The organism is Enterobacter sp. BNK-13 (genome assembly GCF_048685015.1).
Lineage (GTDB): Bacteria > Pseudomonadota > Gammaproteobacteria > Enterobacterales > Enterobacteriaceae > Enterobacter > Enterobacter quasiroggenkampii.
Genome location: NZ_JBLQTP010000001.1, coordinates 3,813,618 through 3,836,230, shown reverse-complemented (window position 1 = coordinate 3,836,230; position 22,613 = coordinate 3,813,618). Strand labels below are relative to the sequence as shown.

Below are 22,613 nucleotides of genomic sequence, written 5' to 3'. Positions count from 1 at the left end.
CGTTTACCCAGAGAGAAGAGGCGAGAGCCAGTACAGCATCGCCATCCATACGATAAATCCACCCGTCAACAGCGCGCCTGCGCCTTTACCGATCTGTCGTTGCCGCCGCCAGCAGAGCAGGGCAAAAATCATGCTGACCAGCAACATCACGCCGTAATCACGTGAGAACGCCAGGGGATTAAAGGGCCCTGGCGAAATCAGGGCCGGCAGGCCCATCACAATGGCGATATTAAAAATGTTAGAGCCGATGATATTACCAATGGCAATGTCATCCTCACCTTTACGGGCCCCCGCAATGGCGGTGGCCAGCTCCGGCAGGCTGGTGCCGATGGCAATCACCGTCAGGCCAATGGTCAGCTCGCTGATGGCAAAATAGTTCGCCAGCACCGTCGCGTTATCCACGACCATGCGCGTTGCCATCGGCATGATGATCAGCGCGACGCCCAGCCAGAGCAGGGCAACAGGCAGCGTGCCTTCTCGTGGAAGCTCGGCGACCTGCTCACGCGTGAGGCTATCCTGACCCTGCTTTTCAGCCTGACGGGCGATTTTAACACTATACAGCAGCCAAATAACGGCCAGCGCCAGCAAGAAAATGCCGTCGCTGTAGCTCAGTACGCCATCGTAAAATACGCACCCTGCCAGCAGGCTTACGAGTAACATTAGCGGCAATTCACGGCGCAGAACATCAGAATGCACGCGAAATGGATGGAGCAGCGCGGCCAGGCCCAAAATCAATAAAATATTGACGATGTTAGAGCCAATCGCGGTGCCGACTGCCAGGTCTACCTGGCCATGCAGCGATGCCGAGACAGAGACGATAATTTCAGGAAGTGACGTTCCTACGCTGACCACGGTCATCCCGATGACGACAGGCGGTACGCCACTCAGGCGACACAGGATAGATGCAGCAAACACTAAACGGTCAGCACTGTAGACCACCAACAGTAAACCAATTATTAACAGTGCTGTTGCTAAAAGCATCAAAAGTCCTTTCTTCAGGTATACTCGTCGGTCCATTGCTCGGGAATGGCTGGACTGCATACAGTCTGAGGCGTAACGAATTCCTAATTTTGACTTTATGCGCCGGAAAAGTAAAACAAATGCCAGCTTTCGCTAACCTCTACGGTTATTATTCTGTAAAAATGCTGAGTTTAGGGCTGATTCAGGCTACATGCCTTAACGTGAGCAGGATAAGAAAGGAACCATAAATGAGCCAAACTATGGCGAATTTAGTCGATGTCCGCGGGGTGAGTTTTTCTCGCGCCAACAGATTGATATTTGATGATATTTCGTTGACCGTGCCGCGTGGCAAGATCACTGCCATCATGGGGCCGTCCGGGATCGGTAAAACGACCCTGCTTCGCCTTATTGGCGGGCAGATCCCACCGGATAGCGGTGAGATCCTCTTTGATGGCGAAAACATCCCGGAGATGTCACGCTCGCGCCTGTATACTGTTCGCAAACGCATGAGCATGCTCTTTCAGTCGGGGGCCTTGTTCACCGACATGAACGTCTTTGATAACGTGGCCTATCCGCTGCGCGAGCATACCAGCCTGCCGCCTGCGCTGCTGAAAAGCACGGTGATGATGAAGCTTGAAGCCGTCGGGCTGCGGGGCGCCGCGAAACTGATGCCTTCGGAGTTGTCCGGCGGGATGGCGCGTCGTGCCGCGCTGGCGCGCGCCATCGCACTAGAACCTGATTTAATCATGTTCGACGAACCGTTTGTCGGGCAGGATCCCATCACGATGGGCGTGCTGGTGAAGCTCATCTCTGAACTGAATAGCGCGCTTGGCGTCACCTGCATTGTGGTGTCTCACGATGTACCTGAAGTGCTGAGCATTGCCGATTACGCCTACATCGTAGCGGACAAAAAGATCGTCGCACACGGTAGCGCCCAGGCGCTGCAGGAAAATTGCGATCCACGCGTGCGGCAGTTCCTTGACGGTATTGCCGATGGCCCTGTGCCGTTCCGCTACCCGGCGGGCGACTATCGTGACGATTTACTGGGAATAGGGAGTTAAGCCACTCATGCTGTTAAATGCGTTGGCCGCTCTCGGACACCGTGGCATAAAAACCATCAGGACGTTCGGGCGTGCCGGATTGATGTTATTCAACGCGCTGGTCGGCAAACCGGAATTCCGTAAGCACGCGCCGCTATTGGTGCGGCAGCTTTATAATGTCGGCGTGCTGTCGATGCTCATCATCATTGTCTCCGGTCTGTTTATCGGGATGGTGCTGGGTCTGCAGGGCTACCTGGTGCTGACAACCTACAGTGCGGAAACCAGCCTCGGGATGCTGGTGGCGCTCTCGCTGCTGCGTGAACTGGGGCCCGTTGTGGCGGCGCTGTTGTTCGCAGGGCGCGCGGGGTCAGCCTTAACCGCTGAAATTGGCCTGATGCGCGCGACTGAGCAGCTCTCCAGCATGGAGATGATGGCGGTCGATCCGCTGCGTCGCGTGATCTCGCCGCGTTTCTGGGCGGGGGTTATCTCTTTACCGCTGCTGACGATACTGTTTGTCGCCGTGGGTATCTGGGGCGGTTCGCTGGTTGGCGTGCACTGGAAAGGCATTGACGCCGGTTTCTTCTGGTCTGCCATGCAGGACGCCATTGACCTGCGAATGGATCTGGTTAACTGCCTGATTAAGAGCGTGGTATTTGCCATTACGGTTACCTGGATTGCATTGTTTAATGGTTACGATGCGATTCCGACGTCGGCGGGCATTAGCCGCGCTACTACACGTACAGTCGTTCATTCGTCGCTGGCCGTACTGGGTCTGGATTTTGTGCTCACCGCACTGATGTTTGGGAATTGAGTTCATGCAAACGAGAAAAAATGAAATTTGGGTCGGTGTATTCCTGCTGCTGGCGCTGCTGGCCGCGCTGTTTATCTGCCTGAGAGCGGCAGATATCACGTCTGTACGCACCGAGCCGACGTATCGCATCTATGCCACCTTCGATAACATCGGCGGGCTGAAGGCGCGTTCACCGGTCCGTATTGGCGGCGTGGTGATCGGCCGCGTATCTGACATTACTCTGGATGAGAAGACCTATCTGCCGCGCGTCGCGATGGATATCGAAGAGCGTTACAACCACATTCCGGACACCAGTTCCCTGTCTATCCGGACTTCCGGTCTGCTGGGCGAACAATATCTGGCGCTTAACGTCGGTTTTGAAGACCCCGAGCTGGGAACGACTATCCTTAAGGACGGGAGCGTGATCCAGGACACCAAGTCCGCCATGGTGCTGGAAGATATGATTGGTCAGTTCCTTTACAACAGTAAAGGGGATGATAAAAAGTCTGACAATGCCCCTGCGCAGAGTGAAGACCATACCAACGCTGCGCCGACCCCAGGTGCTGCGAATTAATATCAGGAGAAGTCATTCATGTTTAAACGACTGTTAATGGTTGCCATGCTGGTCATCGCCCCTCTCACCGCGGTGCACGCGGCGGATCAGAGTAACCCGTACAAACTGATGGACGAGGCCGCGAAGAAAACCTTCGATCGTCTTAAAAACGAGCAGCCTAAGATTCGTGCTAATCCTGATTACCTGCGTGATGTGGTTGACCAGGAGCTGCTGCCGTATGTGCAGATCAAATATGCGGGAGCGCTGGTGCTGGGCCGCTATTACAAAGACGCGACCCCGGCGCAGCGTGAGGCCTATTTTGCCGCTTTCCGTGAATACCTGAAGCAGGCTTATGGTCAGGCGCTGGCAATGTACCACGGTCAGACCTATCAGATCGCCCCGGAGCAGCCGCTGGGTGATGCGACCATCGTCCCTATTCGCGTAACGATCAACGATCCTAACGGCCGTCCGCCGGTGCGTCTGGATTTCCAGTGGCGTAAAAACAGCCAGACCGGCCACTGGCAGGCGTATGACATGATCGCCGAAGGCGTAAGCATGATCACCACCAAACAGAACGAGTGGAGCGACCTGCTGCGCACCAAGGGGATTGATGGCCTGACCGCGCAGCTGCAGTCCATTGCTCGTCAGAAAATCACGCTGGACGAGAAGAAGTAATGTCACAGCAACTCAGCTGGTCGCGTGAAGGCGAGACATTAAAGCTGTCCGGTGAGCTGGATCAGGATCTGCTGAACCCCTTATGGGATAAACGCCATGAGGCCATGCAGGGCGTGACGCTCATTGACTTAACTGACGTCACGCGGGTGGATACGGCAGGCGTTGCGCTGCTTGCCCATCTGGTTGCGGTAGGGAAAAAGCAGGGGGCGAGCGTCACGCTTCGCGGCGCGAGCGAGAATGTCGTGACCCTTGCGCAGCTCTACAATCTCCCTCAGGACGTATTGCCTCGTTAATATTTTCAGTGCGTTACTTCCGAAAGCCCTGACAGTTTCATCGTCGGGGCTTTTTGCTTGTTTAAGACGACGCCACTTTGCTCTAAGATGTTGGGCTTGTTTTCACTATCAGATGATTAAGAACCCATGGAAAATCATGAAATCCAGACAGTGCTGATGAATGCACTCTCCCTTCAGGAAGCCCACGTCACTGGCGATGGCAGTCACTTCCAGGTTATTGCTGTGGGTGAGATGTTCGACGGTATGAGCCGTGTTAAGAAACAGCAGGCTGTGTACGCGCCGCTGATGGAATATATTGCGGATAACCGCATCCACGCCCTGTCGATTAAAGCGTTCACCCCGCAAGAGTGGGCACGCGATCGCAAACTAAACGGTTTTTGAGCTGAGGGCGACAGGCCCGCAGCACGGTTGAATTTATAAGAGAGCACACAATGGATAAATTTCGTGTACAGGGGCCAACGCGTCTCCAGGGCGAAGTCACAATTTCTGGCGCGAAAAACGCCGCGCTGCCCATCCTCTTTGCTGCGCTGCTCGCGGAAGAGCCGGTAGAGATTCAGAACGTACCGAAGCTGAAAGATATCGACACCACCATGAAGCTGCTCACCCAGTTGGGCACGAAAGTCGAGCGTAATGGTTCCGTCTGGATCGATGCCAGCAAGGTGAACAACTTCTCTGCGCCTTACGATCTGGTGAAAACCATGCGTGCTTCCATCTGGGCGCTTGGCCCGCTGGTGGCGCGTTTCGGTCAGGGTCAGGTTTCGCTGCCGGGCGGCTGCGCCATCGGTGCGCGTCCGGTTGACCTGCACATCTTTGGTCTGGAAAAACTGGGCGCAGAGATCAAGCTGGAAGAAGGCTACGTTAAAGCGTCCGTCAATGGTCGTCTGAAAGGCGCGCACATTGTTATGGACAAAGTGAGCGTAGGCGCAACGGTAACCATTATGTCTGCGGCAACGCTGGCAGAAGGGACCACTATCATCGAAAACGCCGCGCGCGAACCGGAAATTGTGGATACCGCTAACTTCCTCGTGGCACTGGGCGCGAAGATCTCCGGTCAGGGTACCGACCGTATCACCATCGAAGGCGTTGAGCGTCTGGGCGGGGGTGTCTATCGTGTACTGCCGGACCGTATCGAAACCGGTACCTTCCTGGTCGCTGCCGCGATCTCTGGCGGGAAGATTGTTTGTCGCAACGCACAGCCTGATACGCTGGATGCGGTGCTGGCGAAACTGCGTGATGCCGGAGCGGATATCGAAATCGGTGAAGACTGGATCAGCCTCGATATGCATGGACAGCGTCCAAAAGCGGTCAATGTGCGTACGGCGCCACACCCGGCGTTCCCAACTGACATGCAGGCGCAGTTCACCTTGTTGAACCTGGTCGCCGAAGGGACTGGCTTCATCACTGAAACCATTTTCGAGAACCGCTTTATGCACGTACCGGAGCTGATCCGCATGGGTGCACGTGCTGAGATCGAAAGTAATACCGTGATTTGCCATGGCGTTGAGACACTGTCCGGCGCTCAGGTGATGGCAACCGATCTGCGTGCGTCTGCCAGCCTGGTGTTGGCGGGTTGTATCGCGGAAGGTACAACGATCGTGGATCGTATTTATCACATCGATCGTGGCTATGAGCGTATCGAAGATAAACTGCGCGCGCTGGGTGCCAATATCGAGCGTGTGAAGGGCGAGTAATCGTTCCGGCAGCCCCCTGCCAGACATGACCGGGGGGTTGCTGTTCCTGTCAAAAAACGCGTTATTCCTGCGGTTCTTTTTTTACTTTTCTCTGGCGAATCATGCGCGATCTGTCGATAAATTCATGGGTAACGGGATCGTGGTAGCGCGAAGGCCAAATCACCCACGGATGCGTATCCAGCGCCGTCGCGATAATTAATTCTCCTTTTGGCCAGGGGCGGGTGAGGGCGTTTGCCAGAGTTGAAGAACTCAGTCCATGGCGGCGGGACTCTGCTGCCAGTGAAGTGCCTCTTTTGCGCAGTGCGGCAATAATATCAGCCGTGTGCCAGTCGATAAATTTCGTATCCATAACGCCGTCCTTAAGTTCGGATTCACCTACGCCGTTTCTTCTGAAACGACGGGTTTACTATACCCATTTCGAACTCTTGTTCTAAAAAGTTCGCGTTACTTGAAGGAATATTCAGAATAAGACACGGCTTTATTCATGCGGTCTCTAAACCGATGAATTTACGTGAATGCGGAATTTACGGGTGTGTACTGGAATCTCCCCGCCAGGAACGCGGGGAGAGAAAGCAAGATTAACGGTCGCGCTGAACGGCGATGTGGGCAAGGCCAATCAGTGCCTCGCGCCATGGGCTGTCGGGAATGACCTGGAGTGCTTCGATGGCTTTGTCGGCTTCTTCTTCCGCACGCTGACGCGTCCATTCCAGCGAGCCGCAGATCGCCATGGTTTCCAGCACGGGTTCCAGAAGATGGCGGCCATTTCCCTGCTCAATCGCTTCACGGATCATTTTCGCCTGATCGGCCGTTCCGTTACGCATGGCGTGGAGCAGCGGCAGGGTCGGTTTGCCTTCGTTCAGGTCATCGCCAACGTTTTTGCCGAGCGTCTCGCCGTCCGCACTGTAGTCCAGCAGATCGTCAATCAGCTGGAAGGCTGTGCCCAGATAGCGGCCATAGTCCTGCAGGCCTTTTTCCTGTGCTTCGGTACAGCCAGCCAAAATGCCGGAACACTGGGCCGCCGCTTCAAACAGACGCGCGGTTTTGCTGTAGATGACGCGCATGTAGTTTTCTTCGGTGATGTCCGGGTCGTTGACGTTCATCAACTGCAGCACTTCGCCTTCAGCGATGACGTTAACGGCTTCAGACATTACTTCCAGCACTTTCAGGGAACCCAGGCTGGTCATCATCTGGAAGGCGCGGGTATAGATAAAATCCCCCACCAGGACGCTGGCTGCGTTTCCGAACGCGGCGTTAGCCGTGGCTTTGCCACGACGCATATCCGATTCATCCACCACATCGTCGTGCAGAAGCGTCGCCGTGTGGATAAATTCGATGAGCGCTGCGATAGTGATGTGAGCATTTCCCTGATAACCAACGGCTCTGGCAGCCAGAATGGCAATCATCGGACGAATGCGTTTACCGCCGCCGCTGACAATGTAATAGCCCAACTGATTGATCAGCTGAACGTCAGAGTTGAGTTGCTCCAGGATTGCTGCATTCACACCCGCCATATCTTGCGCGGTTAACTCGTTGATTTTTTCTAAATTCATCGCAAAAGCCGGGCTTTTTATCCTGTTGATCCCATCTTCAATGGGGTAACGAAGGGTTTCGGTTTATCAATAGTAGTGCTGATTGTACTGAAAAAACGGCTCAGATAAACGTTACCGTACGTGTTGTGTTTTTTTTCTTCATGTATTGACGGTAGCACTTGTCAAAGGCTCGCGTTTTGCGTAATATTCGCGCCCTATTGTGAATATTTATAGCGCACTCTGATTCATACGAGGACGTGCGCGGAAGCGGAGTTTATATGTACGCGGTTTTCCAAAGTGGTGGTAAACAACACCGAGTAAGCGAAGGTCAGACCGTTCGCCTGGAAAAGCTGGACATCGCAACTGGCGAATCTGTTGAGTTCGCAGAAGTTCTGATGATCGCAAACGGTGAAGAAGTCAAAATCGGCGTTCCTTTCGTTGATGGCGGCGTTATCAAAGCTGAAGTTGTTGCACACGGTCGTGGCGAGAAAGTTAAAATCGTTAAGTTTCGTCGTCGTAAGCACTACCGTAAGCAGCAGGGCCACCGTCAGTGGTTCACTGATGTGAAAATTACTGGCATCAGCGCCTAAGACCTGAGGAGAGATTTAAATGGCACATAAAAAGGCTGGCGGCTCCACACGTAACGGTCGCGATTCAGAAGCTAAACGCCTGGGCGTTAAGCGTTTCGGTGGCGAATCCGTTCTGGCGGGTAGCATCATCGTTCGTCAACGTGGTACCAAATTCCACGCTGGCAACAACGTAGGTTGCGGTCGTGACCACACTCTGTTTGCTAAAGCAGACGGTAAAGTGAAATTTGAAGTTAAAGGCCCGAACAACCGTAAATACATCAGCATCGTTGCTGAGTAAGGTTTTCTCGGTCCGGTAACGGATTAAAGCCCCGCAACCTGTTGCGGGGCTTTTTACATTGGAAACCCGGTAATTTTTTCTGTAGGGAAAACGGGCATGAAGCAGCAGGCCGGCATAGGAATTCTTTTGGCGCTCACAACCGCAATGTGCTGGGGTGCGCTGCCAATTGCAATGAAGCAGGTACTGGAAGTGATGGAACCCCCTACGGTGGTCTTTTATCGCTTTCTGATGGCAAGCATCGGCCTCGGGGCGATTCTGGCCATCAAAGGTAAGCTTCCACCCTTGCGGCTCTTCCGTAAACCGCGCTGGCTGGTGCTGCTGGCTATCGCGACGGGCGGTCTGTTCGGTAACTTCATCCTGTTCAGCTCTTCCCTGCAATATCTCAGCCCCACGGCGTCGCAGGTGATTGGTCAGCTTTCGCCGGTGGGCATGATGGTCGCCAGCGTCTTTATCCTCAAGGAGAAGATGCGCGGTACGCAGATTATCGGGGCGAGCATGCTGTTGTGCGGTCTGGTGATGTTCTTCAACACCAGTCTGATCGAGATTTTTACCCGCCTGACGGATTACACATGGGGTGTCATTTTCGGTGTGGGGGCAGCAACGGTCTGGGTGAGCTATGGTGTCGCGCAAAAGGTGTTATTGCGTCGGCTTGCCTCACAGCAGATCCTCTTTTTGCTGTACGCTTTGTGTACAATAGCATTGCTGCCATTAGCGAAGCCGGGCGTAATTTCCCAGCTTAGCGACTGGCAACTGGCGTGCCTCATTTTTTGTGGGCTGAACACGCTGGTCGGTTATGGCGCGCTGGCCGAAGCGATGGCGCGCTGGCAGGCAGCACAGGTGAGCGCGTTGATCACGCTTACCCCGCTGTTTACGCTGTTATTTTCAGATTTGTTATCAATGGCCTGGCCCGATGTCTTCGTCAGACCGATGCTCAACCTGTTGGGTTATCTCGGTGCGTTTGTCGTGGTTGCGGGCGCGATGTATTCCGCCATTGGTCATCGTCTCTGGGGACGTTGGCGCAAAAATGAAGCGGTTGTAGTAGTCCCCCGCTCAGGCGAATGAGTTACGGAGAGTAAAATGAAGTTTGTTGATGAAGCGACGATCCTGGTCGTGGCTGGTGATGGCGGCAACGGTTGCGTGAGCTTCCGCCGTGAAAAGTATATCCCTCGTGGCGGTCCTGATGGCGGCGACGGTGGGGATGGTGGTGACGTGTGGCTGGAGGCGGATGAGAACCTCAACACGCTGATCGACTACCGTTTCGAAAAATCCTTCCGCGCTGAACGTGGTCAGAACGGCCAGAGCCGTGACTGTACCGGGAAACGCGGTAAAGACGTCACCATTAAAGTGCCGGTCGGTACGCGTGTGATTGACCAGGGGACGGGTGAAACCATGGGTGACATGACCAAACACGGTCAGCGCCTGATGGTGGCGAAAGGCGGCTGGCACGGTCTGGGTAACAGCCGTTTCAAATCTTCCGTTAACCGTACGCCGCGTCAGAAAACGATGGGTACGCCGGGCGATAAGCGCGACCTGCAGCTGGAGCTGATGCTTCTGGCTGACGTGGGCATGCTGGGTATGCCAAACGCAGGCAAATCGACGTTTATTCGCGCCGTCTCTGCAGCCAAGCCAAAAGTGGCGGACTATCCGTTTACCACGCTGGTACCAAGCCTGGGCGTTGTCCGTATGGATAACGAGAAGAGCTTTGTGGTTGCCGATATTCCGGGTCTGATTGAAGGCGCCGCGGAAGGGGCGGGTCTGGGTATTCGCTTCCTGAAACACCTTGAGCGCTGCCGCGTGCTGCTGCACCTTATCGATATCGATCCTATCGACGGTTCCGATCCGGTTGAAAACGCCCGCATTATCGTTGGCGAGCTGGAAAAATACAGCGAAAAACTGGCGAACAAACCACGCTGGCTGGTCTTCAACAAGATCGACCTGATGGACAAAGCCGAAGCGGAAGCAAAAGCGAAAGCCATTGCTGAAGCGATGGGTTGGGAAGATAAGTACTACCTGATCTCTGCGGCAAGCCAGGTTGGCGTGAAAGATCTGTGCTGGGATGTGATGACCTTCATCATTGAGAACCCAATTGTTCAGGCGGAAGAAGTCAAACAGCCTGAAAAAGTCGAATTCATGTGGGATGACTACCACCGCCAGCAGCTCGAAGAGCTGGAAGCGGAAGAAGACGATGAAGACTGGGACGATGACTGGGATGAAGACGACGAAGAAGGCGTCGAGTTCATCTACAAGCACTAATTGCTGTTCAAAGCCCCCGTTATGGGGGCTTTTTTATTCCAGCGTTGCGGGCAGCCAGCAGCTGGCGATTAAACCGCCTTCAGCGCCATTCTCAAGCGTCAGCCTGCCGTGGTGGAGCTGGACGATGCGCTGCACGATGCTCAGGCCCAGACCGCTGCCTCCGTAGCGCTGGTCAAGACGGCGGAATGGCTCGGTAATGGACTGCCGGTGCGCTTCATCAATCCCCGGGCCCTGATCGATAACGCTGATCTGCGTCCCGCCGTCGACCTCGGTTAATGTCACTGTAATCGTTGTCCCTGTCGGGCTGTAGCGCCCGGCATTCTCCAGCAGGTTGCGCAGCATCAGGCGCAGGAGAACGGCGTCTCCCTGAACCGTGAGCGCGCTTTTAGCGGGCCAAATCACCGTATGCTCTTTGGCTTCATGCCCAAGGCCGAGAGGTTCGATGATATTTTCCGTCCAGCTCACGGTTTCGTAGTGGCCGCTCGCCATTGCCTGTCCGGCACGGGCCAGCATCAGCAGCTGTTCGACGGTATGCATGAGCTGATCGATACGGCTAACCAGCGTGGCGGCCTGAGGCGCACCTGACTGCGACATCAGCTCCAGATGGAGCCGGATACCGGCCAGAGGCGTTCTCAGTTCGTGTGCGGCGTCTGCGGTGAAGAGACGCTCCTGTTGAATGGTGCTATTCAGCCGGGCCAGCAGCTGGTTCAGGGAGGTCGTCACCGCGCCAATTTCTTCCATGTCGGAATACATAGGAAGCGGGGTTAAGTTATCGGCTGAGCGGTTAGCGAGGCTGTCGCGGAGCTTATTCAGCGGCCGGGTTATCCAGGTGACGGCCCAGAAGGAGAAGAACAGGGTAAAACCGACCATCACCAGGGAAGGGACCAGCAGCGAGGCAATCGCTTCGCGGATCTCTTTCTCAACGTGATTATTGCGCGCTTTCGCTGACAGCGTTTCGTTGACCAGAAAACCAATCTGTTCACGGCTTTCATGCCACAGCCAGATGACGCTTATCAGCTGGAAAAATAACAGAATGACCGCCAGCAGCACCATCAAACGCCGACGCATGCTGTTCATTTCTGGCTCTCCAGACGGTAGCCGACGCCGCGAACGGTTTTGATCCTGTCTTTGCCGAGCTTACGCCGCAGGTTATGAATATGGACCTCAAGGGTATTGGACCCGGGATCGTCCTGCCAGGAGTAGATATCCTGCTGGAGCGTTTCTCGGTGTACCGTTTGCCCGCTGCGCATAATCAGACGCGTAAGCAAGGCGAACTCTTTTGGCGTCACCTCTACGGCCTGATCCTGACGCAGCACCTGCTGGGTTTGCAAATTCAGCGTTATATCGCCGTCGGTCAGTAAGTTATCACTATGGCCCTGATAGCGGCGAATCAACGCTCGTACACGAGCCTGCAGCTCCGCGAGCGCAAAAGGCTTCACCAGGTAATCGTCTGCGCCTGCATCGAGGCCGGTGATACGGTCTTCAATGGCATCACGTGCCGTCAGGATCAATACCGGGTTGGCGATGCCGCGACGTCGCCACTGGCTCAGCAGCGTGGCGCCGTCTTTATCCGGCAAGCCCAAATCGAGGATCACCAGGCTGTATTCGCCGCTCTGGATCAGGGCATCCGCCTCTGCTGCCGTGCCTGCACAGTCGAGAGCATACCCTTCATTGGCCAGCCCCAGCGCCAGCCCTTCCTGCAATAACAGATCGTCTTCAACTATAAGTAGTTTCATCGCTAGTTATTCTGGTAGATGTCCTTATAAAGCCTGCTTTCGAAGCGAACCAGTGGAATACGACGATTGCGCTGGTCGGTCGGTTCGACGGCATAGCCGGAAAGATACTGCACGAATGCCATGCGCTGTCCGCTGGCGGTAGTGATGAAGCCTGCAAGGTTATAAACCCCCTGCAGTGAGCCTGTTTTCGCGGAGACTTTGCCATCCACGCCCGCGGCGTGAAGCCCTGCGCGGTACTGCAGTGAACCGTCATGCCCGGCCAGCGGCAGCATTGAAATAAAGTTTAGCTCAGTGTCATGTTGTGCAATGTACTGAAGCACCTGCATCATCGTGGCCGGAGAGATCAAATTATGGCGCGATAGTCCGGAGCCATCGACGGCGATGGTATTACCCAGATCGATCCCCGCCTGCTGGCGCAGGATCTGCCGAACCGCGTCTGAACCCGCGCGCCAGGTTCCCGGCACGCCGAAACGGGCGTGACCAATCATGCGGAACACCGTATCGGCAATCATGTTGTCCGACTTTTTCAGCATTATTCGCAGTAAATCGTGCAGCGGCGCAGACTGTTTGCTGGCGATGACCGTGCCGGGCTGGTTGACCTGCGTCTGACGAAGCAGGGTGCCGGAATAGGTTATTCCCGCTTGTTTCAGCTCATCTTTCAGAATGGCGCCTGCATAGCTTGCGCCATCCTGTATCGCAAAGGCCAGCGGCAACGGATCGGCGCGCTGCGTCAGGCAGCCGGTCAGCGTGAAGCGGTTAAGATCGCCTGGCACCACATCCAGTTCGCAGTACTGTGCATCAGGAGAGCCCTTGGCCAGCGTGCGAACCTGGCTAAACATGGTGACCGGGTAGTAGGACGCTATGCGGATAAACGCTAAATCATCCGGCTTTGGCGCACTGTAAAGCGAAACCGAGAAGCAGTTGCGGTCAACAATCGCGGCGGCGGGCGGGGCGCTAAAGCACTGCGTCATGTCGTTCCACGGCCAGCCCGGGGCTTTATCGTGGCTGGCAAAGATGGAGGTATCGATCAGCACATTGCCGTCAATTTTCTGCACGCCGGTTTTTTTCAGCACCGCAACCATATTGCGGATATCCTGGCGTTTAAAGGTCGGATCGCCGCCAAAACGGGCGATAAGATCGCCTTTCAGTTCACCACCCTCGACGTTACCTTTGGTTTCAAGGGTGGTAGTAAAACGGAAGTCAGGCCCGAGCTGGAGCAGGGCGGCGAGGGCGGTGATCACCTTTTGGGTACTGGCAGGCAGCGCCATCTGTTGACTGTGATAGTCAATTTCGGGAGCCTGTGCGCCAACCTTCTGCACCATCAGGGCGAGGTTCGCGCCTGCGGGAAGTTGATTAATGTACTCATCAACATTCGCGGCCTGAGCGGTGAACGTTATACTGGTAGTCAATCCGATGATAAAACTGGAAAATCGCATAATCTCGCGCTAACAACCCGAAAACAAACCGTCATACTACGGTGCATGGCACTGCAAAGTAAACGATGACCCATAGTGAACTTCGCGGTAAAATGCGTATCAAATTGAAAAATTGCTGCTGACCTGGGGCATCGCTCCCGGGTCGGTTTTCTTTTTGCTTCTTGCCCGCTTAAAGTGGGCAGGAGCAGGGAACACTGCTCCCAACAGGAATGTTTAAGAGGTATAACAAATGCAAGCTATTCCGATGACCTTACGTGGTGCCGAAAAACTGCGCGAAGAGCTGGATTTCCTGAAATCCGTGCGTCGTCCTGAAATCATCGCCGCTATCGCGGATGCGCGCGAGCATGGCGACCTGAAAGAGAATGCTGAATACCACGCCGCGCGTGAGCAGCAGGGCTTCTGTGAAGGGCGTATTAAAGATATCGAAGCAAAACTGTCCAATGCACAGGTTATCGATATCACTAAGATGCCGAATAATGGCCGTGTGATCTTTGGTTCTACCGTTACCGTGCTGAACCTGGACAACGACGAAGAGCAGACCTATCGCATCGTGGGTGATGATGAAGCTGACTTCAAACAGAACCTGATTTCGGTGAACTCGCCGATTGCTCGCGGCCTGATTGGCAAAGAGCAGGACGATGTTGTCACCATCCGCACCCCTGGCGGTGAAGTAGAATACGAAATTATTAAGGTTGAATACCTGTAATTCGCTTCTCGACTAAGATGTTGATACATTGTAAAGAAAAGAAAAAGGCCGCGTAGCGGCCTTTTATCAACTCAAGGAGCATGGCATTTTGCTCGCCTGCTGACAGAAATCCCTCGTTTCACACAGAAAATGTGTTTAATTCAGGATATCCTTAACGTGGCAGCGAGATTTTACGCTCTTTAGACGGGCGGTAGAGCACCAGCGTTTTACCGATGACCTGTACATTACAGGCGCCGGTTTCGCGCACGATGGCTTCCACGATCAGGTTTTTAGTGTCTCTGTCTTCAGAGGCGATTTTCACCTTGATCAGCTCGTGGTGTTCCAGCGCTTGTTCAATCTCGGCAAGCACCCCTTCGGTCAAACCATTGTTGCCAAGCATCACTACAGGCTTGAGCGGATGTGCCAGACCTTTAAGGTGCTGTTTTTGTTTAGTACTCAGATTCATCGTATATTTTTGCTTACGTTGGGATTGAAAACGGTTCATTCTACCGCCATCTCCCTTATATCGCCAAATAGCTGCGTAGAAATTTACGTCACAGGCAAGCAACGATGAACCAGGACGGAAATGTTAAATGACAGGTAAAAAGCGTTCTGCCAGCTCCAGCCGCTGGCTCCAGGAACACTTTAGCGATAAATATGTTCAACAGGCACAGAAAAAGGGGTTGCGTTCCCGTGCCTGGTTTAAACTTGATGAAATACAGCAAAGTGACAAACTTTTTAAGCCGGGGATGACGGTTGTTGACCTCGGTGCGGCACCTGGCGGATGGTCCCAGTATGCGGTAACGCAGATCGGCGGAACAGGCCGAATCATCGCGTGCGATCTTTTACCAATGGATCCCATCGTCGGTGTCGACTTCCTTCAGGGCGACTTTCGTGATGAATTAGTGCTGAAAGCGTTACTTGATCGTGTAGGTGACAGTAAGGTCCAGGTTGTCATGTCAGATATGGCACCAAATATGTGCGGAACACCGGCGGTGGATATCCCCCGCGCCATGTATCTGGTGGAGCTAGCGTTAGAAATGTGTCGTGATGTACTAGCGCCTGGTGGTAGTTTTGTTGTGAAGGTGTTTCAGGGCGAAGGTTTCGAGGAGTATCTTAAGGAAATTCGCTCCCTGTTTGCGAAGGTCAAAGTTCGTAAGCCGGACTCTTCCCGGGCCCGTTCCCGTGAAGTGTATATTGTAGCGACCGGGCGAAAATGATAACCGGGAGATTTCAGACGAAAGTTTGAATGAAACTGGATATAGAGTATCCTGACGCTGTTTTTAACACAGTTGTAATATGAGGTTAATCCCTTGAGTGACATGGCGAAAAACCTAATACTCTGGCTGGTCATTGCCGTTGTGCTGATGTCAGTATTCCAGAGCTTTGGGCCCAGCGAGTCGAATGGCCGCAAGGTGGATTATTCTACCTTCCTGCAGGAGGTCAATCAGGACCAGGTTCGCGAAGCGCGTATCAACGGACGTGAGATCAACGTTACCAAGAAAGATAGTAACCGTTACACGACTTACATCCCGGTGAACGATCCTAAGCTGCTTGATAACCTTCTGACTAAAAACGTCAAGGTGGTAGGTGAGCCGCCAGAAGAACCAAGCCTGCTGGCTTCTATCTTCATTTCCTGGTTCCCGATGCTGCTTCTTATCGGCGTCTGGATCTTCTTTATGCGCCAGATGCAGGGCGGCGGTGGCAAAGGTGCCATGTCGTTCGGTAAGAGCAAGGCGCGTATGTTGACGGAAGATCAGATCAAGACCACTTTTGCGGACGTTGCCGGGTGTGACGAAGCGAAAGAAGAGGTCGGTGAACTGGTTGAATACCTGCGTGAGCCGAGCCGTTTCCAGAAACTGGGCGGTAAAATCCCGAAAGGCGTGCTGATGGTTGGCCCTCCGGGTACCGGTAAAACCCTGCTGGCGAAAGCCATCGCGGGTGAAGCGAAGGTGCCGTTCTTTACTATTTCAGGTTCTGACTTCGTCGAAATGTTCGTGGGTGTTGGTGCATCTCGTGTGCGTGACATGTTCGAGCAGGCCAAGAAGGCAGCACCGTGCATTATCTTCATCGATGAAATCGACGCCGTAGGCCGCCAGCGTGGCGCAGGCCTGGGTGGTGGTCACGATGAACGTGAACAGACGCTGAACCAGATGCTGGTTGAGATGGACGGCTTCGAAGGTAACGAAGGTATCATCGTTATCGCGGCGACTAACCGTCCGGACGTTCTTGACCCGGCGCTGCTGCGCCCAGGCCGTTTCGACCGTCAGGTTGTTGTCGGTCTGCCGGATGTTCGCGGTCGTGAACAGATTCTGAAAGTTCACATGCGTCGCGTACCGCTGGCACCCGACATCGACGCGGCAATCATTGCGCGCGGTACTCCGGGCTTCTCAGGTGCGGATCTCGCTAACCTGGTCAACGAAGCTGCACTGTTTGCCGCTCGCGGTAACAAGCGCGTCGTGTCGATGGTGGAGTTCGAGAAAGCGAAAGACAAGATCATGATGGGTGCGGAACGTCGCTCCATGGTGATGACGGAAGCGCAGAAAGAGTCCACGGCTTACCACGAAGCCGGTCACGCGATTATCGGTCGTCTGGTGCCGGAACACGATCCGGTGCATAAAGTGACGATTATTCCGCGCGGTCGTGCGCTGGGTGTGACCTTCTTCCTGCCTGAAGGCGACGCAATCAGCGCCAGCCGTCAGAAGCTGGAAAGCCAGATCTCAACCCTGTACGGCGGTCGTCTGGCCGAAGAGATTATCTACGGTCCGGAACATGTTTCTACCGGTGCGTCGAACGACATTAAAGTGGCGACAAACCTGGCGCGTAACATGGTGACTCAGTGGGGCTTCTCCGACAAACTCGGTCCACTGCTCTATGCAGAGGAAGAGGGCGAAGTGTTCCTGGGCCGCTCCGTGGCAAAAGCGAAACATATGTCCGATGAAACGGCTCGTATCATCGACCAGGAAGTGAAAGCGCTGATTGAACGTAACTACGGTCGCGCGCGTCAGATCCTGAATGACAACATGGACATTCTGCATTCCATGAAAGATGCGCTCATGAAATATGAGACCATCGATGCACCGCAGATTGACGACCTGATGGCGCGCCGCGAAGTGCGTCCGCCAGCAGGCTGGGAAGACCCAGGCGCTTCCAATAACTCTGACAACAATGGCACCCCGCGTGCGCCGCGTCCGGTTGATGAACCGCGTACGCCAAACCCGGGCAACACCATGTCAGAACAGTTGGGCGATAAGTAAGTCACTGCTGTTGAAGCGTTTGTCTGTAACTCAAACCCTGGAGCTTGCTCCGGGGTTTTTCATTTTTGTTTAACCATTTAGATATCAGGGATTTCGCCATGAAATTATTCGCTCAGGACTCGCATCTCGATCTTTCACATCCCCATGTGATGGGGATCCTGAATGTTACCCCTGACTCCTTCTCTGACGGTGGCACGCATAACACGCTTATCGAGGCGGTTAAGCACGCGAATTTAATGATCAATGCGGGTGCCACCATCATTGATGTTGGCGGCGAATCGACGCGTCCCGGTGCGGCGGACGTGTCTGTGGAAGAAGAGCTGGCGCGCGTGGTGCCGGTCGTTGAAGCTATCGCGCAGCGGTTTGAAGTGTGGATCTCCGTTGATACTTCCAAACCGGAAGTGATCCGTGAAGTAGCGAGAGTGGGCGCTCACATTATCAATGATATTCGTTCACTTACCGAACCGGGGGCGATTGAGGCGGCTGCGGAAACCGGGCTGCCGGTTTGCCTGATGCATATGCAGGGGCAGCCGAAAACCATGCAGGACGCACCGAAGTATGACGATGTCTTCGCCGACGTAAACCGCTTCTTTATTGAGCATATCGAACGCTGTGAACGTGCAGGTATCCCAAAAGAGAAATTGCTGCTCGACCCGGGGTTCGGTTTCGGTAAAAATCTCTCCCACAACTATGCGCTGCTTGCGCGCTTATCGGAATTTCATCACTTTGGCCTGCCGCTGCTGGTGGGGATGTCGAGGAAATCGATGATTGGCCAGTTACTGAATGTAGGCCCGAGCGAACGCCTGAGTGGCAGCCTGGCCTGCGCGGTGATTGCGGCGATGCAGGGTGCGCACATCATTCGTGTCCATGACGTCAAAGAAACAGTAGAAGCCATGCGTGTGGTGGAAGCCACACTGGCAGCGAAGGAAAACAAACGCTATGAGTAATCGTAAATATTTTGGTACCGACGGTATCCGCGGGCGCGTAGGCGATGCTCCCATCACCCCTGATTTTGTCCTGAAGCTCGGCTGGGCTGCCGGCAAGGTTCTGGCGCGTCATGGCTCACGTAAAATTATCATCGGTAAAGACACCCGTATTTCCGGCTATATGCTGGAATCCGCGCTGGAAGCGGGGCTGGCGGCGGCTGGACTGTCCGCCTCTTTTACAGGCCCAATGCCAACGCCTGCGGTCGCGTATCTGACGCGCACCTTCCGTGCGGAAGCGGGGATTGTTATCTCGGCCTCTCATAACCCGTTCTACGACAACGGCATTAAATTCTTCTCTATTGATGGCACCAAGCTGCCGGATGAGGTGGAAGAAGCCATTGAAGCTGAAATGGAAAAAGAGATCACCTGTGTTGATTCCGCAGAGCTGGGTAAAGCGAACCGTATCGTTGATGCGGCGGGTCGCTATATCGAATTCTGTAAAGGCACCTTCCCGAATGAGCTGAGCCTGGCGCACCTCAAAATTGTGGTGGACTGCGCAAATGGCGCGACCTACCACATCGCCCCGAATGTCTTCCGCGAGCTCGGTGCGAAAGTGATCGCCATTGGCTGTGAGCCGGATGGTCTGAACATCAACGAGCAGGTCGGTGCGACGGACGTTCGTGCCCTGCAGGCGCGCGTTCTGGCAGAAAAAGCCGATCTGGGCATTGCGCTGGACGGCGACGGTGACCGCGTGATCATGGTTGATCACGAAGGTAACAAGGTCGACGGCGACCAGATCCTCTACATTATTGCGCGTGAAGGTCTGCGTCAGGGTCAGCTGCGCGGCGGTGCGGTCGGGACGCTGATGAGTAACATGGGCCTGGAACTGGCGCTGAAACAGCTCGGTATTCCGTTCGTTCGCGCGAAAGTGGGTGACCGCTATGTGCTGGAAAAATTGCAGGAGAAGGGCTGGCGTATCGGCGCGGAGAACTCAGGTCACGTGATCCTGCTCGACAAAACCACCACCGGTGACGGAATTGTGGCCGCGCTGCAGGTGGTTGCCGCAATGGCGCGCAACCATATGAGCCTGCACGACCTGTGCAGCGGCATGAAAATGTTCCCACAGATTCTGGTCAACGTACGTTTTACTGCCGGCAAAGGCGACCCGCTGGAAAATGAGAACGTGAAAGCGGTGATGGCGGATGTTGAAGCGGCCCTCGGCAGCCGTGGACGCGTGCTGCTGCGTAAGTCTGGTACCGAACCGCTGATCCGCGTAATGGTGGAAGGCGAAGACGAAGCGCAGGTAACCGAATTTGCGCACCGTATTGCGGATGCCGTAAAAGCTGCATAATCTTGCACGCTAAATGTTTAAAAAGGCGGCGTTTGCCGCCTTTGTTTTAAGCAATTAATGGCTTTTTGCTGTTTTTTTCCGCAGTTGATACAATGCGTCGAAAATGCCCTTGCGAAGGTGATTCGCTTTGGTTAGTATTCACACCCGCTTCAGTGGGAAACAAAAATCCTGCTAATTGGTCGAAGCATTGGTATGCGGCAAATCCGCAAGGAACAGGTTGATTATGTACGAAGCTCTTTTAGTTGTTTTCCTTATTGTAGCCATCGCTCTCGTAGCGCTGATTATGCTGCAGCAAGGTAAAGGCGCTGATATGGGAGCCTCCTTCGGAGCAGGCGCTTCCGGTACGCTGTTTGGTTCAAGTGGTTCTGCGAACTTCATGACCCGCACTACGGCGATTCTGGCTACGCTGTTCTTCATCATCAGCCTGGTGCTTGGCAATATCAACAGCAACAAGACCAGCAAAGGAAGCGAGTGGGAAAACCTGAGCGCGCCAGCGAAAACTGAGCAGACTCAGCCAGCTGCACCGGCTAAGCCAACCAGCGATATCCCGCACTAAGTATTCTGTACCGAGGTGGTGGAATTGGTAGACACGCTACCTTGAGGTGGTAGTGCCCTAACGGGCTTGTGGGTTCGAGTCCCATCCTCGGTACCAATATTCCAGAAGAAAGACGTCGAAAGACGTCTTTTTTTTCGTCTGTAAATTATGTGTAGTTTTTCGTAGGCCCGGTAAGCGCAGCGCCACCGGGCAAAATGGCGGGTGGCGCTGCGCTTACCTGCCCTACGAAAGTCCAAATAAAAAAGGCGTCCCCAGGACGCCTTTTGCATGCTACATCAGCGATTATTTCTTATCGCTGTGCTCCAGGTTTTCAACCTGCGGCAGGCCGTTACCTGAACTGGCTGACAGCAAACCGTTCTCAACATAGTTGAACAGCTTCTCACGGGTATCGGTGATGTCCAGGTTACGCATGGTCAGCTGGCCAATACGATCGTCCGGTGAGAACACGGATTCACCTTTCTCCATGGTCAGACGCTCTGCTTTATAGGTCAGGTTGTCAGACACGGTGTTCAGAATGGAGTAGTCGTTACCGCGACGCAGTTCCAGGGTCACTTCACCGGTGATTGCACTCGCCACCCAACGCTGCAGGGCATCACGCAGCATCAGCGCCTGCGGATCGAACCAGCGGCCCTGATACAGCAGTTTGCCCAGCTGACGGCCATGAGAGTGATACTGCTCAATGGTGTCTTCGTTGTGAATGCCGGTCAGCAGACGCTCGTAAGCGATGTGCAGCAGCGCCATCCCCGGGGCTTCATAGATACCACGGCTTTTCGCTTCGATGATACGGTTTTCAATCTGATCGCTCATGCCCAGACCATGACGACCGCCGATGCGGTTTGCTTCCAGCATCAGCTCCACATCGTCAGAGAAGGTTTTGCCGTTCAGCGCAACCGGATGACCGCGTTCGAAACGAACGGTCACTTCTTCTGTCGGGATCTTCACGTTCTCGTCCCAGAACTTCACGCCCATGATTGGGTTAACGATCTTCACGCTGGAGTTCAGGAATTCCAGGTCTTTCGCTTCGTGAGTCGCACCCAGCATGTTGGAGTCGGTGGAGTAAGCTTTCTCGACTGACATCTTATAGTCAAAACCGCAGGCGATCATAAACTCGGACATCTCATGACGACCACCCAGCTCGTCGATGAAGTCGGTATCCAGCCACGGTTTGTAAATCTGCAGTTCGGCGTTGGTCAGCAGGCCATAACGATAGAAACGTTCGATATCGTTTCCTTTATAGGTGCTGCCGTCACCCCAGATGTTAACGCCGTCTTCTTTCATGGCGGCAACCAGCATGGTGCCGGTCACCGCACGGCCCAGCGGAGTGGTGTTGAAATAGGTCAGGCCGCCGGTGGTGTTATGGAATGCACCACACTGAATCGCCGCGATACCTTCCGCGACCAGTTGCTTACGGCAGTCAATCAGGCGCGCGTTCTCTGCACCATACTCTTTCGCGCGACGAGGAATGGCATCATAATCGTCCTCATCCGGCTGACCCAGGTTCGCAGTATAGGCATACGGAACCGCTCCCTTCTGGCGCATCCACAGCAGTGCAGCGCTGGTATCCAGGCCACCTGAGAAAGCGATGCCAATACGTTGTCCTACCGGAAGATGCTTGAGAATCGTCGTCATAGAATAAAACCCTGCTTGATTGACTGATTAGAGACCGCTTTCGCTCTCTTGTGCATTTTTATGCAAAATAAGTGAGTATTCATTTAATCATCTTTTGGCGAAGACCGGAAGAGACTCGTGCGTTTTTTGTAAAAATTTTGGTCTGATCGATCTGGCGGAAGTCGCCTTGACAGGTGGGGTCAACTATCAATATACTAAACGCCGATTTTACGTCCCGTCTTCGGTACCAAATCCCAGCATTATTTGCAAATTCTGTCCAAAACGCGTAGAATTTGCCACGTTTCAGGCGCGGGGTGGAGCAGCCTGGTAGCTCGTCGGGCTCATAACCCGAAGGTCGTCGGTTCAAATCCGGCCCCCGCAACCACTTTCCCATAAAGTTCTTTTTC

General features: G+C 54.3%; 25 protein-coding genes and 2 tRNA genes. 19 read left to right on the top strand and 8 right to left on the bottom strand.

Translation table 11 applies throughout. The features are described from left to right. Positions 1-3: 3 nt before the first annotated feature. Positions 4-981, bottom strand: coding sequence for a calcium/sodium antiporter (locus tag ACMGGQ_RS18515; protein WP_420290387.1), 978 nt, complete (start codon positions 979-981; stop codon positions 4-6). Positions 982-1,208: 227 nt separating this feature from the next. Here ACMGGQ_RS18515 and mlaF point away from each other — a divergent pair, with 227 nt between their 5' ends. The 7 genes from mlaF (at position 1,209) to murA (ending at position 6,002) form a co-directional block, all read left to right on the top strand. Beyond that, positions 1,209-2,021, top strand: a complete 813-nt coding sequence (gene mlaF / locus ACMGGQ_RS18510; RefSeq protein ID WP_008501452.1) for a phospholipid ABC transporter ATP-binding protein MlaF — start codon at positions 1,209-1,211, stop codon at positions 2,019-2,021. A gap of 7 nt (positions 2,022-2,028) precedes the next feature. Next, positions 2,029-2,811 (top strand): lipid asymmetry maintenance ABC transporter permease subunit MlaE, encoded by a 783-nt coding sequence (mlaE, locus tag ACMGGQ_RS18505; protein ID WP_010436044.1) that lies wholly within the window; start codon positions 2,029-2,031, stop codon positions 2,809-2,811. A gap of 4 nt (positions 2,812-2,815) precedes the next feature. Next, positions 2,816-3,364, top strand: coding sequence for an outer membrane lipid asymmetry maintenance protein MlaD (gene mlaD, locus ACMGGQ_RS18500; protein WP_008501455.1), 549 nt, complete (start codon positions 2,816-2,818; stop codon positions 3,362-3,364). Positions 3,365-3,382: 18 nt separating this feature from the next. Then, positions 3,383-4,018 carry a phospholipid-binding protein MlaC gene (mlaC, locus tag ACMGGQ_RS18495; RefSeq protein WP_045910107.1) on the top strand — a complete coding sequence of 212 codons (636 nt, stop codon included), beginning with the start codon at positions 3,383-3,385 and terminating at the stop codon, positions 4,016-4,018. Further along, positions 4,018-4,311: a lipid asymmetry maintenance protein MlaB gene (gene mlaB, locus ACMGGQ_RS18490; RefSeq protein ID WP_048028841.1), complete on the top strand. Its 294-nt coding sequence runs from the start codon at positions 4,018-4,020 to the stop codon at positions 4,309-4,311. Before mlaC ends, mlaB begins: the two co-directional genes overlap by 1 nt. A gap of 126 nt (positions 4,312-4,437) precedes the next feature. Beyond that, positions 4,438-4,692: a BolA family iron metabolism protein IbaG gene (gene ibaG / locus ACMGGQ_RS18485; RefSeq protein WP_008501458.1), complete on the top strand. Its 255-nt coding sequence runs from the start codon at positions 4,438-4,440 to the stop codon at positions 4,690-4,692. Between the two features lie 50 nt (positions 4,693-4,742). Beyond that, entirely contained in the window at positions 4,743-6,002 is a 1,260-nt protein-coding gene (gene murA / locus ACMGGQ_RS18480) for a UDP-N-acetylglucosamine 1-carboxyvinyltransferase (protein ID WP_045910105.1), read from the top strand. Between the two features lie 61 nt (positions 6,003-6,063). Here the strand turns inward: murA and sfsB are convergent, their stop codons facing one another. Together sfsB and ispB are read right to left on the bottom strand one after the other, a co-directional pair. Beyond that, the gene (sfsB, locus tag ACMGGQ_RS18475) at positions 6,064-6,351 is read right to left on the bottom strand and encodes a DNA-binding transcriptional regulator SfsB (protein ID WP_048028843.1); all 288 of its coding nucleotides are present in this window, start codon (positions 6,349-6,351) and stop codon (positions 6,064-6,066) included. A 229-nt stretch (positions 6,352-6,580) separates the two neighbouring features. Continuing rightward, positions 6,581-7,552, bottom strand: coding sequence for an octaprenyl diphosphate synthase (gene ispB / locus ACMGGQ_RS18470; protein WP_008501461.1), 972 nt, complete (start codon positions 7,550-7,552; stop codon positions 6,581-6,583). Positions 7,553-7,809: 257 nt separating this feature from the next. Here ispB and rplU point away from each other — a divergent pair, with 257 nt between their 5' ends. The 4 genes from rplU to cgtA all read left to right on the top strand — a co-directional run bounded on the left by rplU (position 7,810) and on the right by cgtA (position 10,651). Next, complete coding sequence (gene rplU / locus ACMGGQ_RS18465; protein WP_003025032.1) at positions 7,810-8,121, top strand: 50S ribosomal protein L21; 312 nt, start codon at positions 7,810-7,812, stop codon at positions 8,119-8,121. Between the two features lie 19 nt (positions 8,122-8,140). Next, positions 8,141-8,398, top strand: coding sequence for a 50S ribosomal protein L27 (gene rpmA / locus ACMGGQ_RS18460; RefSeq protein ID WP_004385076.1), 258 nt, complete (start codon positions 8,141-8,143; stop codon positions 8,396-8,398). A 96-nt stretch (positions 8,399-8,494) separates the two neighbouring features. Beyond that, the gene (locus tag ACMGGQ_RS18455; RefSeq protein ID WP_414747350.1) at positions 8,495-9,460 is read left to right on the top strand and encodes a DMT family transporter; all 966 of its coding nucleotides are present in this window, start codon (positions 8,495-8,497) and stop codon (positions 9,458-9,460) included. Between the two features lie 15 nt (positions 9,461-9,475). Continuing rightward, a complete protein-coding gene (gene cgtA / locus ACMGGQ_RS18450; RefSeq protein ID WP_021242261.1) occupies positions 9,476-10,651 on the top strand; it encodes an Obg family GTPase CgtA in 1,176 nt (391 codons plus the stop codon). Between the two features lie 33 nt (positions 10,652-10,684). On the opposite strand, the gene pmrB is transcribed toward cgtA, so the two are convergent. The 3 genes from pmrB to dacB are packed head-to-tail and all read right to left on the bottom strand — an operon-like array spanning position 10,685 to position 13,823. Next, positions 10,685-11,728, bottom strand: coding sequence for a two-component system sensor histidine kinase PmrB (pmrB, locus tag ACMGGQ_RS18445; RefSeq protein WP_277718125.1), 1,044 nt, complete (start codon positions 11,726-11,728; stop codon positions 10,685-10,687). After that, positions 11,725-12,387 (bottom strand): two-component system response regulator PmrA, encoded by a 663-nt coding sequence (pmrA, locus tag ACMGGQ_RS18440; RefSeq protein ID WP_024906362.1) that lies wholly within the window; start codon positions 12,385-12,387, stop codon positions 11,725-11,727. The genes pmrB and pmrA overlap by 4 nt, the downstream gene beginning before the upstream one ends. 2 nt (positions 12,388-12,389) lie before the next feature. After that, positions 12,390-13,823, bottom strand: coding sequence for a serine-type D-Ala-D-Ala carboxypeptidase (dacB, locus tag ACMGGQ_RS18435; protein WP_021242259.1), 1,434 nt, complete (start codon positions 13,821-13,823; stop codon positions 12,390-12,392). Between the two features lie 229 nt (positions 13,824-14,052). Here dacB and greA point away from each other — a divergent pair, with 229 nt between their 5' ends. After that, positions 14,053-14,529 carry a transcription elongation factor GreA gene (gene greA, locus ACMGGQ_RS18430; protein ID WP_014171793.1) on the top strand — a complete coding sequence of 159 codons (477 nt, stop codon included), beginning with the start codon at positions 14,053-14,055 and terminating at the stop codon, positions 14,527-14,529. Between the two features lie 151 nt (positions 14,530-14,680). Here greA and yhbY read toward each other — a convergent pair whose 3' ends face one another. After that, the gene (gene yhbY, locus ACMGGQ_RS18425; RefSeq protein ID WP_003861814.1) at positions 14,681-14,974 is read right to left on the bottom strand and encodes a ribosome assembly RNA-binding protein YhbY; all 294 of its coding nucleotides are present in this window, start codon (positions 14,972-14,974) and stop codon (positions 14,681-14,683) included. A 127-nt stretch (positions 14,975-15,101) separates the two neighbouring features. Between yhbY and rlmE the strand changes: the two genes are divergently transcribed. The 6 genes from rlmE to ACMGGQ_RS18395 all read left to right on the top strand — a co-directional run bounded on the left by rlmE (position 15,102) and on the right by ACMGGQ_RS18395 (position 20,694). After that, on the top strand, positions 15,102-15,728 hold the full coding sequence (gene rlmE / locus ACMGGQ_RS18420; protein WP_003861812.1) for a 23S rRNA (uridine(2552)-2'-O)-methyltransferase RlmE: 627 nt from the start codon (positions 15,102-15,104) through the stop codon (positions 15,726-15,728). A 102-nt stretch (positions 15,729-15,830) separates the two neighbouring features. Beyond that, entirely contained in the window at positions 15,831-17,765 is a 1,935-nt protein-coding gene (gene ftsH, locus ACMGGQ_RS18415) for an ATP-dependent zinc metalloprotease FtsH (RefSeq protein ID WP_013098921.1), read from the top strand. Positions 17,766-17,863: 98 nt separating this feature from the next. Then, positions 17,864-18,712, top strand: a complete 849-nt coding sequence (gene folP, locus ACMGGQ_RS18410; protein WP_045910100.1) for a dihydropteroate synthase — start codon at positions 17,864-17,866, stop codon at positions 18,710-18,712. Beyond that, positions 18,705-20,042, top strand: a complete 1,338-nt coding sequence (gene glmM, locus ACMGGQ_RS18405) for a phosphoglucosamine mutase (protein WP_021242257.1) — start codon at positions 18,705-18,707, stop codon at positions 20,040-20,042. Before folP ends, glmM begins: the two co-directional genes overlap by 8 nt. A 223-nt stretch (positions 20,043-20,265) precedes the next feature. Beyond that, entirely contained in the window at positions 20,266-20,598 is a 333-nt protein-coding gene (secG, locus tag ACMGGQ_RS18400; protein ID WP_023309338.1) for a preprotein translocase subunit SecG, read from the top strand. Positions 20,599-20,607: 9 nt separating this feature from the next. Next, positions 20,608-20,694, top strand: a tRNA-Leu gene (locus ACMGGQ_RS18395). Between the two features lie 186 nt (positions 20,695-20,880). Here ACMGGQ_RS18395 and argG read toward each other — a convergent pair. Then, positions 20,881-22,227 carry an argininosuccinate synthase gene (argG, locus tag ACMGGQ_RS18390; RefSeq protein WP_262778759.1) on the bottom strand — a complete coding sequence of 449 codons (1,347 nt, stop codon included), beginning with the start codon at positions 22,225-22,227 and terminating at the stop codon, positions 20,881-20,883. A gap of 287 nt (positions 22,228-22,514) precedes the next feature. Between argG and ACMGGQ_RS18385 the strand changes: the two genes are divergently transcribed. Beyond that, positions 22,515-22,591: transfer RNA gene (locus tag ACMGGQ_RS18385), tRNA-Met, on the top strand. Positions 22,592-22,613: the final 22 nt, after the last annotated feature.